The organism is Micromonospora sp. NPDC049580 (assembly GCF_040675595.1).
In the GTDB taxonomy this organism is placed as follows: domain Bacteria; phylum Actinomycetota; class Actinomycetes; order Mycobacteriales; family Micromonosporaceae; genus Micromonospora.
This window is the reverse complement of the sequence record NZ_JBFAPG010000186.1, coordinates 1-10,749: the sequence shown is the minus strand read 5'-3', so window position 1 is coordinate 10,749 and position 10,749 is coordinate 1. Positions and strand designations below refer to the sequence as shown.

The window sequence follows — 10,749 nt, the reverse complement described above, 5'->3', positions numbered from 1 at the left end:
TCGACCTCGGCGTCACCGACCGGGCCTTCGGCTACCCCCTCGAACTGCTGATCCGGGCCGCCGCCGCCGGCTGGCGGATCTACGAGCTGGACGTCACCTACGCGCCCCGGGCCGCCGGCACCCGGTCCAAGGTGTCCGGTTCGGTGCGGGGCACCCTGCGCGCGACCCGTGACTTCGCCGGGGTGCTGCGTACCGTGGAGGGCCCCCGGTGACCGTCCTGTTGGTGGTCGCCAAGGCGCCAGTCGCGGGGGCGGTGAAGACGCGGCTCTGCCCACCGGCCACCCCGGCGCAGGCGGCCCGGATCGCGGCCGCCGCGCTGCGCGACACCCTCGACGCCGTCCGCGCCACCCCCGGTGTCACGCCGGTGCTGGCCTGGACGGGTCGGCTGACCGAGGCGGAGGACGCCGCCGCGTTGACCGCCGCGCTGGCCGGCTGGGTGGTGCTCGACCAGCGCGGCGTCGGCCTGGGCGATCGGCTCGCCAACGCGTACGCCGAGGTCGCGGCGGCGTACCCGGGTCGGCCGGTGCTGCAGATCGGGATGGACACCCCGCAGGTGACGCCGACCGGGCTGGCCGCGGCGGTGGTGCGGCTGGGAGCCACCGACGCGGTGCTCGGCCGGGCGCGCGACGGCGGCTGGTGGTCGCTCGGGCTGCGCGACCCCCGGCACGCCCGGGTGTTGCGCGACGTGCCGATGTCGACGCCGGACACCGGCCACGACACGTGGGCGGCCCTGACCGGGCGCGGCCTGCGTACCGCGCCGTTGCCGGTGCTGCGCGACGTCGACGAGTGGTCCGACGCCCTCGCGGTGGCCGTCGAGGCGCCCGAGGGTCGGTTCGCCCGACAGGTCGCGGCGGTCCGCCTCGCCCTGCAGCCGGGAGGTCGGCGGTGAATCCCGTCGACACCGCCCCGATCGAGGCGCTATCGACGTCGCCTGCGGTGCCGGCGCGGGGGCACGACGGGTCGTCGGCGGGCACGGGGGCGGATCCGTTCGCTGCCGCCCTCGCCGACCGCGCGGCCCGGAGGCGGTGGCTCGTGCACGGCGACGGTGTCCGCAGCCGGCTACCGGTGGACCGCTGGCACGGACCGGCCGAGCCGGCGGTCGCCGGGCTGGTCGAGCGGTGCGCCGGGCCGACACTCGACCTCGGTTGCGGGCCGGGGCGGCTCACCGTGGCGCTGACCCGGGCCGGGCGGACGGCGGTCGGTGTGGACGTCTCCGCGACGGCGGTGCGGCTGACGCGGGCCCGGGGCGCGGTGGCGGTGCACGGCGACCTGTTCGAGCCGCTGCCCGGCGAGGGCCGGTGGGCGCACGCGGTGCTGATCGACGGGAACATCGGCATCGGCGGTGAACCGGTCGCGCTGCTGCGCCGCTGCCGGGAGCTGCTCGCACCCGACGGAACGGTGCTGGTCGAGCTGGAGCCGCCCGGCGCGGGGCTGTGGCAGGGCCTGGCCCGGGTGGCCGCCGAGCAGCGCGCCGGCCGGTTGCTGCTCGGCCCGGCGTTCCGCTGGGCCCGGCTGGACGCGCGCGCCGTGCACCCGGTCGCCGACGCCGCCGGCCTGGCGGTACGGGACGTGTTCCGGCGGGGGCGACGCTGGTTCGGCGAGCTGGCAGCGGGTCGCTGACGCCGCGGGGCGTCAGGCCGTCGGGAGGCGGACCACGAATCGGCAGCCGCCGACGACGTTCTGCACGTCCACCCGGCCGCCGTGCGCCTCGACCAGCCCGCGCACGATCGCCAGCCCCAGCCCGCCGGAGCCCTCCCCACCGGAGCGGGGCGTACGGGCCGGCTCACCCCGGAACGCCACGTCGAACAGCCGGGGCAGGTCGTCTTCCGGAATGCCGCCGCAGGTGTCGGCGATCGCCAGCCAGGCGGCGTCGCTCTCGCATCCGGCGTCCACCCGTACCGTGCCGTCGCTCGGCGTGTAGTGCACCGCGTTGAGCAGCAGGTTGCCCACGACCCGGGCCAGCTCGGGCTCGCTGGCCAGCACGGTGGGCCAGCCCGACTCGGCGGCCACCAGGCGGATGCGGCGGGCCTTGGCCAGCGGCGCGGTGCCGGCCAACGCGTCGGAGACCACCTCACCGAGCGGCACCGCCGACAGTGTCAGGCGCAGCGCCCCGGCGTTGATCCGGGACAGCTCGAACAGGTCGTCGACGAGTCGGGTCATCCGGTCGGTCTGCAGGCGGATCCGCCGGTGGTACTCGGCGACCGTCTCCGGGTCGTCGACCACCCGGTCCTCCAGCGCCTCGGCCATCGCCCGCAGGCCGGCCAGCGGCGTCCGCAGGTCGTGTGACACCCAGGCCACCAGGTCCCGGCGGCCCTTCTCGACCCGCCGTTCCCGCTCCCGGGCCTGGGCCGCCCAGACCGCGGCCACGGCCAGTCGCCGCCCGAAGTACCAGCCGACGCCGAGGCTCACGACCGCCGCCGCGGCGACGGTGAGCAGGACGACCTGGAGGTCGTGCGGAGACAGGAACATCGCCTGGGCGACCACCACCACCCCGGCCACCACGGCGGCCACGGTGACGGTGAGCAGGACGCACACGTGCACGGTGATCGACCGGTGGCGCAGCAGCCGCAGGGTGAGCGCGCCCAGCAGGCCCACGCCGAGCGCGGCCGTGAGCGCCGCCCCGAAGATCAGCGCCAGGTCACGCATCGGCTGGCTCGTACCGGTAGCCGACGCCCCAGACCGTGACGATCCGTCGCGGCTCGGCCGGGTCGTCCTCGATCTTCTCCCGCAGCCGTCGCACGTGCACGGTCACCGTGGACTGGTCGCCGAAGTTCCACCCCCACACCCGTTCCAGCAGCTCGGTGCGTTTGAACGCCCGCGTCGGGTGCCGCATGAGGTGTGCCAGCAGATCGAACTCGCGCAATGTCAGGGCCAGCTCGCGGCCGTGCAGCCGGGCGATCCGTGGCCCGGTGGCCACCTCCAGCCCCGCGTCGGCCAGCAGCTCGGCTGCCGGCGCGGCCGGCTCACCGGCCCGACGTAGCACCGAACCGACCCGCAGCACCAGCTCGCGCGGAGAGAACGGTTTGCCCAGGTAGTCGTCGGCGCCCAGTTGCAGGCCGAGCACCCGGTCCGCCTCGTCGCCGCGTGCGGTCAGCATGATGATGGGTACGCCGTCCGGCCGCTCCCGCAGCCGCCGGCACACCTGCAACCCGTCCAGCCCGGGGAGCATCAGGTCCAGCACGACCAGGTGCGGCGGCCGGTCCTGGACGGCCTCCAGGGCGGCCAGCCCGTCCCCGACGTGGCTCACCTCGTACCCTGCGTGCTCCAGGTAGCGGCACACCACGTCGCTGACGGTGCGATCGTCGTCGACCACGAGCACCCGCTGCGCCACCGGCCACCTCCCGGGCCAGCCTAGCCAGCGGAGCCGACGGCCCCGAACCGGGAGATCTTGCGGTTCGCTTACGGTGCCGCGACCGCCGTGCCCCACACCTGTCGAAGCAGCGCGAGCAGACCGTGCCCGTCCTCGATCACGGCATCGGGAACGAGTTCGGGATGTGGCGGCTCCCGGTCGGTCCGGGGCGACCGCATGAGGATCGCCGCCTGAGCACCGGCGCGGCGGGCACAGGCGATGTCCCGGTGCACGGTGTCACCCACGAACCAGCATTCGTCGATGGACACGTCGATGGCCCGCGCCGCCAGAAGGGCGAGCTGTGGGTTGGGTTTGCGGGGCCCGGCTTCGTCGCTGTAGAACTCGGCGGCGAACAGCTCGGACAAGCCGGCGGTGTTCAGGTAGTCCCGGTGGGCGGCGCCGCACAGCGTGTTGCTGACCACCGCCAGCCGCAGGCCGGCAGCAGCGGCGGCACGCAGCGCCTCCGGGATGCCCGGGCGGACCTCCCACTCGGCTCGCGAGGTCCAGGCGTACGCCAGTGCGGTCGCCTCCCGCTCGACGGCCGCACGGGCCGCAGGCGGCCATCGTGGCGTCACGAACTCGGCCCATACCCGCGCGTGCGGCAGCTCGACCGGGTCGCCTGTCGTGCCCACCTCGTCACGCCAATGCGCGTACGCGGTCGTGCCCTCGCTCAGGTCGGCGGCGATCTGCGCGTCGGAGACCAGCCCACCCAGGAGGTGCGAGAACCGGTCGACCAGCGCGGGCGGCGCCGGGGGCTGTGGCGGCGCGTCGACCAAGACGCCACCGAAGTCCAGCAGGAGCGCGCGAGGTGAGCGAAGCATGTCGGCAATCCTGCACCAGTACGCACGGGAAGGGGAGGCGAGCACGAGGTCGACCGTTTCGGAGGATGTGGAGCAGGGTCGCCTTGCCTACTCATCGGTGTCGCTGCAAGCTAGGCGTAGGGCACGCCGTAGGGGCACGGTGGGAGGTTCAGTTGGATCATTCGGTCGTCCGCTCGCGACTTGAGGGCCTGGTCGATGACGCGGCGTACCTTCCCGAGCGCGCTCTGGGCGTTCTGGCCACCATTCCGGCGATCGAGGAACAGCTCCGGGGCAGGAATTCCCGAAAGCGTGACTATTCGCTGCGGGACCACACGATCATGGTCTGTTCCCTGTTCGAAAAGTGGTTCAGTGCCGTCCCGCTGCCGCTTGGCCTGCGGCTGCGGGCGCTCCGACTCTTGCTGTGCCTTCACGACATCGGTAAGCCCCGCGCTCTGGCCGAGGAGCAGAAGGGCCTGCAGCACGAATACACCCTGGCGGTCTGGTCGGATCTGCGGGACGCGCTGCCGATCAGTGATCGGGAGTGGGCCATCTGCCGAGGGCTCCTGTCCGACGACGCCCTCGGTCTGTACGTGCGGGAGAAGATCTCTCTGGACGAGTCCTGCGACCGGATCACGACCATGGCGTCCGTTGGTGGTCGTGCCGAGCCGGGGCCCTTCGTCGACCTGTTGACCATCTATTACCAGGTCGATGCCGGCGCCTACACGCGCGCGGCGTTCCTGCTCGATCCCGGCGAGTTCATCGAGAAGCCGAAACTTGAGGCGGTGTTCCTCAAGGACGCTGCGGGAGACCTCTGCTTCTCGCCCCAGAAGAACAGGTTCGTCTTCGCAGCGCCCGTCGAAGAACGACACCGGCGGTTGCGTGACCGCCTGAGCGCGGGCACTTCTTGACATCCGGAGGTCGGGAATGGACGACTCGACCAAGAAGCTCATCGCCGACTGGCATCGACGCAGCAGGCAGAGTCAGCGTGTGCAGTACGACACCGGTAACCACTACTCCCGCCTGAACAGCCTGATCGGCGGCACGACGATCGCGCTCTCCGCCGTCGTGAGCACGGGAATCTTCGCAACCCTCGCGGCCGACCCGGCACTCTGGATACGGATCGCGACCGGTGTCCTGAGTCTGTGTTCCGTGGTCCTGTCCAGTCTCCAGACGTTCCTCCGCTTCGAGCAGCGGGCCGATCGCTACCGCGCGGATTCGGCCAGGTACGGCGCCATCCGCCGGGAGTTGGAACAGATCATGGCGATCCCACCCGGACGTGACTCTGATCTGCGGGACGCGCTCGGTGCCATCAAGAAGCAAATGGATGACCTGGCCCAGGGTTCGCTGACCATACCTGCCCGTGTGAAGCGTCGGGCAGTCCGGGATCTGTCCGCCAAACCGCGGCAGAACGTCCTGTTCACGCCGTTCGACGAGCGCCGTGCGGCGGAGTCCGATGCGCTCGCGCTCGACACCGGGCCCAAGGAGGTCGGTGCGGGATCGAACTAGGAGGGTGCAGTCGGTGCTTGTCGCGATCGAGGGAATGACGAATGCCGGGAAGTCCACGACCTGCGGGGCCGTCGCCGCGCTCCTGCGTTCCGACGGAGTGCCCTGCGTCGAACTGAAGGATCTCGTGGTCAGAGATCCGATCTCGACGCGGCTGAAGTCGATCACCAACCCGGCCGGGTTCGCGGACGAGCTGGACGCCAACACGGAACTCATGCTGTATGCCGGTCACCTCAGCCGGAAGGCCCACCTCCTGAGCAGGGTCTCCGCCGACGCGCCGGACGCCATCGTCATCGCGGACCGTTGGTCGCTGTCCGTCTCCGCCTTCTTCGTTCACGTGCGGGGCCTGCCGCCGGAGGTCGTGGCAGGGGTCACCGCCTTTGCCAGCAGGGGAATCGAACCGGACGTGACGGTCTTCCTCGATGTCTCGTTGTCGACCACGCTCGAGCGGAGCGCACTCAGCCCGTTCAGCCGCAAGGACATCGGGCTGGAGTCCTACTGGACGGCGCTGCGGGCCGGATATCTCGACGGGCTGAAGGAGAGTCCGGGCAGAACAGAGGTCTTTTCCAGTGACCGCGAGGATCCCCGCACGCTCGCCCGCCGCATCGTGCGAGTCGTGCTCTAGGGACCTCGGACGATGACGCGGGGGCCTGTTGTGCGTTCGTTGCCAGAAGTCCAGATGTGCGTGTCGGTCGCGGCCGCCTGCCTGCCCGGTCTGCACGCGACGAAGCTGACCGCGACGGCGATAGACCGCGAACCGTTCCTCCATCCCGGGGTGCGCTCGGTCCGGTCCGTCACCGTCGGAAAGGCCGCGCACGAGATGGCGTCGGCCATCGTCGCGGCCAGCGGCACCCGATTCCGAGGCGGAATCTGCGTGTCGAAGTCCATGGGCACGCCGATCCCCGGCGTGACCCAACTGGTGGGAGACCATCCCTTCCCGCGCGGCAACAGCCTCACCGCCGGCATCCAACTCCGCTCGTTCCTGACGTCAGGCGCCTACGACCAGCGCGACGTGATCGTGTTCGGCATCTCGGGAGGAGCGTCGGCGCTGGCGGTCCTGCCGCTGCCACCGGTCACTCTCGAAGACCTCACCGAGGTCACCCGGATCCTGGTGCTCTCCGGGGTGGACGTGACCACCGTCAACATGGTCAGGCGGTCGGTGTCCGCCATTCACAACGGCGGGCTCCTGTCGTACTCACTGGGTGCCCGCTGCTGCTCGTACATACTGTGCGACAACGTTCAGGTGGGGCCGGCCGGCGTCGGCTCGGGCATGACGTACCCGTCCGTCACGGATGCCGACGCGGTCGTCGAGATCATGCAGAAGGCCGAGATCCCGAGCAGGTTGACGGCGAACTTCGTCGCCGCGATGGAGTTGCGCAGAAGCAGGTTCGCCGGTCACGCGGAATGCCGGAACACCATGGTCGGCGATCCAGGGCTCGCGGTGCGGCTCTGCGCCGAGGAGGCGGCGCGTCGCGGGTTTCGAACCGACATCATCGGTAGCGCCCTGCAGGGCAGTACGCAGGATGTGGCGGCGCTCTTCGCCCGCCGTCTGGATCTGGCGACCCGCGACGGCGGGCCACCACCCCGGGTCGTGCTGGGCGGCGGCGAAGCCACTGTCAACGTCCGTGGAGGCGGGCGGGGCGGCAGATGTCAGGAACTGGCCTGGCGGGTGGCACGGCACATCTCGGGCTCCCGCTCGACCTGCTTCGTCGCTCTGGCGACGGACGGCCAGGACTTCGTCGCCGAGGCAATGGGCGCGTGGGTCACCGGCGGGAGCTTCGGCCTGCTGAGCGACCTCGGCTACTCGTGGGAACGGGTCCTGGCCGACAACAACACCTACGAGCCGCTGGCGAGGATGGGGCAGATCATCGAGGCGGCGCTGACCGGCACCAACGTCTGTGACATCTACGCCCTGTTCCGCTGGTAGGCGCACTGCCCACCGAACCCGCACCGACTGATCGGTCCGGCGGCGCGGGCTGCGTACGATGCGGGGCTGGGTTTCCCTCGTCGCGGCGGAGGTATCGGCAGATGGCAGGCCAGCACGAGGGTTACGCCCTCGGTGTCGACCTCGGTACGTCCAACACGGTCGCCGTGCTGCGGTGGCCGGACGGGCGGACCCGTCCGCTGCTGATGGACGGTCAGCCGGTCAGCCCGTCCGCCGTGTACGCCGATCCGGACGGCACCCTGCACGTCGGGATGGACGCCCGGCGGTTGGCGCAGGCCGATCCGGCCCGGTTCGAGGCGAACCCGAAGCGCCGGGTGGACGAGCCGACCGTGCAGCTCGGTGACCGCGCGTACGCTCCGGCGGAGCTGCTCGCCGCGGTGCTGACGGCGGTCGGTCGGGCCGCGGTGGACGCCGTCGGCTTCCTGCCGCCGGCCGTGCTCACCTGCCCCGCGGCCTGGGACGACACGCGCCGGCAGGTGCTCGCCGACGCGCTGCTGCGGGCGGGCTGGCCGCAGGCGGCCGAGCACACCCTCGCCGGGCCGACGCCGCCGGGCACCCGGCTGCTGCGCGAGCCGGTGGCCGCCGCCCGCTACTACACGCAGGTGCTGCACCGGCCGGTGCCGGTCGGCGGCGCGATCGCGGTGTTCGACTTCGGCGGCGGAACGCTCGACGTCGCGGTGCTGCGCAACGAGGGCGCCGACCCGTGGGGTGACTCCGGCTTCCGGGTGGTCGCCGACGGTGGCCTGCCCGACCTGGGTGGTCTCGATCTGGACGCGGCGCTGGTGCAGCGGGTGGGCGAGCTGCTCGGCGAGCGGCACGCCCGGCGGTGGGCCCGGCTGGTCCGCCCATCGGATCCGGCGCAGCGCCGTGACCAGGTCCGGCTGTGGGACGAGGTGCGCGGTGCGAAGGAGACGCTGTCGCGTTCGGCCGAGGCCCCGGTCGCGGTGCCGGGGGTGGCCGAGGCGGTGCGGTTGACGCGGGAGGACGTCGAGCGGGTGGCCGCGCCGCTGCTGCACCGGGCGGTGCAGCGGGCCCGGGAGGTCATCGCCGCGGCCGGGCTCCGCCCCGACCAGCTCGCCGGGCTGTTCCTGGTGGGCGGCTCCTCGCGGATCCCGCTGGTCGCCCGGATGCTGCACGCCGAGCTGGGAGTGGCGCCGACGGTGCTGGACCAGCCGGAGCTGCCGGTGGCCGAGGGCGCGCTGACGGACCTTCCGCTGCGCCGAGCGCTTCCGGCGTACGCGGGACCGCAGGCCGCCCCGGCCGCGCTGCCCGTACCGCCTCCGGCGCCGGCCGTCCCGGCTCTCGCAGGCCCGTCCGCGCCGGCTGCGGCGTCGATCGCGCCGACCGTACCGTCGCAACCCGGGCCGGCGGCGGCCCGGCCGGGCGGCCCGGGGTGGCCGCCAGCGCTCGCGCCGACCGTGCCGGAGCCGGCGGGCGTCGCGGGCACGCTGGTCGGCGCGGCGGGTGCCACGCCGACGCCCACCCCGCCCGGCGGTACGACCTGGCGGCGGGCCCGTTGGGTGGTGCTCGGCGCGGTGCTCGCCCTGGCCGGGGTGGCCACCGCGGCGACGCTCTACCTGCTGCGGGACCGCTACCCGGACCTGGAGTTCGGATCGCTGGGCGAGCTGTCGAGGCTGCCGGCCGGCGCCGAACGGCCCGCCGGCACGTGGACCGCGGTGCTCGGCGACCGGGCCTACCTCGGGTACCCGCTGCCGGACGACCGGCTGGAGGTGGTCGCCGTCGACACCGGCACCGGCGACGAGCTGTGGCGACGGCAGACCGGCGTCACCGCCGACGACTGGGCCGGCCTGGTCGCCGTACCGGGGGCGGTCGCGGTCCTCGCCGACGCGCCGGGCGACAGCACACCGCGTGAACTGGCCGTTCTGGACGGCCGCTCCGGCGCCCAGCGCTGGCACCGGGCGGTCCGCGGCGACGACGACGTCTACTTCTCCGACGACACCGCAGTGCTGGTGGACCGGGCCGCCGGGCGGCTGGTCGGCCTGCGGCTGGGCGACGGCACCGACAAGTGGAGCAAGCCCAACCCGCGTGACCAGTACGGCGGCGCGCGTACCGTCGTCCGGCCGGTGGGCACCGACGAGGCGGCGGGTGGGCCGGCGTACCTCGACGGCGGCGCCCGCGACCCGTGGACGGGCAAGGGGCGACGACTCGTGCAGATCGGGGCGGACCGCTCGGCGCGGCTGCTCGACATGTCCTCCGGCTCGGTGCTGCGCGAGTGGGGCAACGTCGCCGACCTCGACGACCTGGTGGTGGCGCACGAGGACCGCCTCTACGTGGCCCCCACCGACGGCGGGTACCAGGTGCTGGCGTACGACCTGGGTTCCGACGCGGCGCCGGTGGTCCTCTACCGGGCCGAGAACGCGGAGTACCGGCCGAAGGCGCTGGTGGCCTGCGGCGAGCGGCGGGCCTGCCTGGTGCAGGTGCGCAACAGCGACGCCGAGCGCACCGAGGTGGTGGCGGCGACCGAGGGGAAGTCGGCGATCTCCTGGTCGGCGCCGGGCGCGACCGCTCTGGTGCCGGTCGGCGAGCAGGTGCTCACCCAACGGGAGTACCCGAAGGCGACCGTCACCCTCTTCGACGCCACCGGCAAGGCGGTGCTGGCCGACCGCCCCGGCGTGGCGGCCCGACTGGACGCCGGCAACCTGCTCGTCTTCGCCGAGCCGACCAGCACGGTGGCGGACAACCGCAGCGTGGCCGGCGTGTGGGCCGAGTCGGGCGCCGTCGACGAGTTGGGCCAGCTCGTCGACGTCCGCAGCGCGTCCTGCTCGTGGAACACGCGGGTGATCGCGTGCGGCGCGGACAAGGACTTCGTGCTGTACCGGTTCACCGACGACTGACCGCCGGCCGGGCAGCGGTCAGGCGCGGACGATGTCGGTGCCGTCGACCCGCACGGGGATCTCGGTGAGCCCCCGGCTGGCGGGCCCGCCCAGGCGGGAGCCGTCGCCGATCGCGAACGTGGAGTTGTGCGCCGGGCAGGTGATCACTCCGTCGCGCGGTGCGCCGACCCGTACGCCCTGGTGGGGGCAGGTCGCGTCGTACGCGGTGAAGGTGCCGGCCTCGGCCTGGACGACCAGGACCCCGTCGAACACCGTGCCGCCGCCGACCGGCACGTCGCCGGTGCGAGCCAGCACGGT

Annotated in this window: 11 protein-coding genes and 1 pseudogene; 8 read left to right on the top strand and 4 right to left on the bottom strand. The window is 73.1% G+C overall.

Annotated elements, in window-relative coordinates:
• The 3 genes and pseudogenes from AB0J68_RS16960 to AB0J68_RS16950 form a co-directional block, all read left to right on the top strand.
• Nucleotides 1-212, top strand: a pseudogene (locus AB0J68_RS16960) (glycosyltransferase); the annotation flags it as partial.
• Nucleotides 209-889: a DUF2064 domain-containing protein gene (locus AB0J68_RS16955; RefSeq protein ID WP_354860863.1), complete on the top strand. Its 681-nt coding sequence runs from the start codon at nucleotides 209-211 to the stop codon at nucleotides 887-889. The pseudogene AB0J68_RS16960 and the gene AB0J68_RS16955, both read left to right, overlap by 4 nt.
• Before the next feature lie 143 nt (nucleotides 890-1,032).
• Nucleotides 1,033-1,620 (top strand): class I SAM-dependent methyltransferase, encoded by a 588-nt coding sequence (locus tag AB0J68_RS16950; protein ID WP_355069187.1) that lies wholly within the window; start codon nucleotides 1,033-1,035, stop codon nucleotides 1,618-1,620.
• Nucleotides 1,621-1,632: 12 nt separating this feature from the next.
• Here the strand turns inward: AB0J68_RS16950 and AB0J68_RS16945 are convergent, their stop codons facing one another.
• From AB0J68_RS16945 to AB0J68_RS16935, 3 genes are all read right to left on the bottom strand, one after another.
• Nucleotides 1,633-2,646: a HAMP domain-containing sensor histidine kinase gene (locus tag AB0J68_RS16945; protein ID WP_354856116.1), complete on the bottom strand. Its 1,014-nt coding sequence runs from the start codon at nucleotides 2,644-2,646 to the stop codon at nucleotides 1,633-1,635.
• Nucleotides 2,639-3,331 carry a response regulator transcription factor gene (locus tag AB0J68_RS16940; RefSeq protein WP_007461060.1) on the bottom strand — a complete coding sequence of 231 codons (693 nt, stop codon included), beginning with the start codon at nucleotides 3,329-3,331 and terminating at the stop codon, nucleotides 2,639-2,641. Before AB0J68_RS16940 ends, AB0J68_RS16945 begins: the two co-directional genes overlap by 8 nt.
• A 68-nt stretch (nucleotides 3,332-3,399) precedes the next feature.
• A complete protein-coding gene (locus AB0J68_RS16935; protein WP_355069184.1) occupies nucleotides 3,400-4,170 on the bottom strand; it encodes an HAD family hydrolase in 771 nt (256 codons plus the stop codon).
• Between the two features lie 152 nt (nucleotides 4,171-4,322).
• Between AB0J68_RS16935 and AB0J68_RS16930 the strand changes: the two genes are divergently transcribed.
• The 5 genes from AB0J68_RS16930 (at nucleotide 4,323) to AB0J68_RS16910 (ending at nucleotide 10,452) form a co-directional block, all read left to right on the top strand.
• On the top strand, nucleotides 4,323-5,057 hold the full coding sequence (locus AB0J68_RS16930; protein ID WP_363939278.1) for a hypothetical protein: 735 nt from the start codon (nucleotides 4,323-4,325) through the stop codon (nucleotides 5,055-5,057).
• Nucleotides 5,058-5,073: 16 nt separating this feature from the next.
• A complete protein-coding gene (locus AB0J68_RS16925; protein ID WP_354856113.1) occupies nucleotides 5,074-5,655 on the top strand; it encodes an SLATT domain-containing protein in 582 nt (193 codons plus the stop codon).
• Nucleotides 5,656-5,668: 13 nt separating this feature from the next.
• Nucleotides 5,669-6,277, top strand: a complete 609-nt coding sequence (locus AB0J68_RS16920; protein ID WP_363939276.1) for a dTMP kinase — start codon at nucleotides 5,669-5,671, stop codon at nucleotides 6,275-6,277.
• A 54-nt stretch (nucleotides 6,278-6,331) separates the two neighbouring features.
• Nucleotides 6,332-7,579, top strand: a complete 1,248-nt coding sequence (locus AB0J68_RS16915) for a DUF4147 domain-containing protein (RefSeq protein ID WP_363939275.1) — start codon at nucleotides 6,332-6,334, stop codon at nucleotides 7,577-7,579.
• 101 nt (nucleotides 7,580-7,680) lie between these two features.
• Entirely contained in the window at nucleotides 7,681-10,452 is a 2,772-nt protein-coding gene (locus AB0J68_RS16910) for an Hsp70 family protein (RefSeq protein ID WP_363939273.1), read from the top strand.
• Nucleotides 10,453-10,470: 18 nt separating this feature from the next.
• Here the strand turns inward: AB0J68_RS16910 and AB0J68_RS16905 are convergent.
• The coding region (locus AB0J68_RS16905) for a Rieske (2Fe-2S) protein (RefSeq protein ID WP_363939271.1) at nucleotides 10,471-10,749 on the bottom strand (279 nt) is incomplete at its 5' end.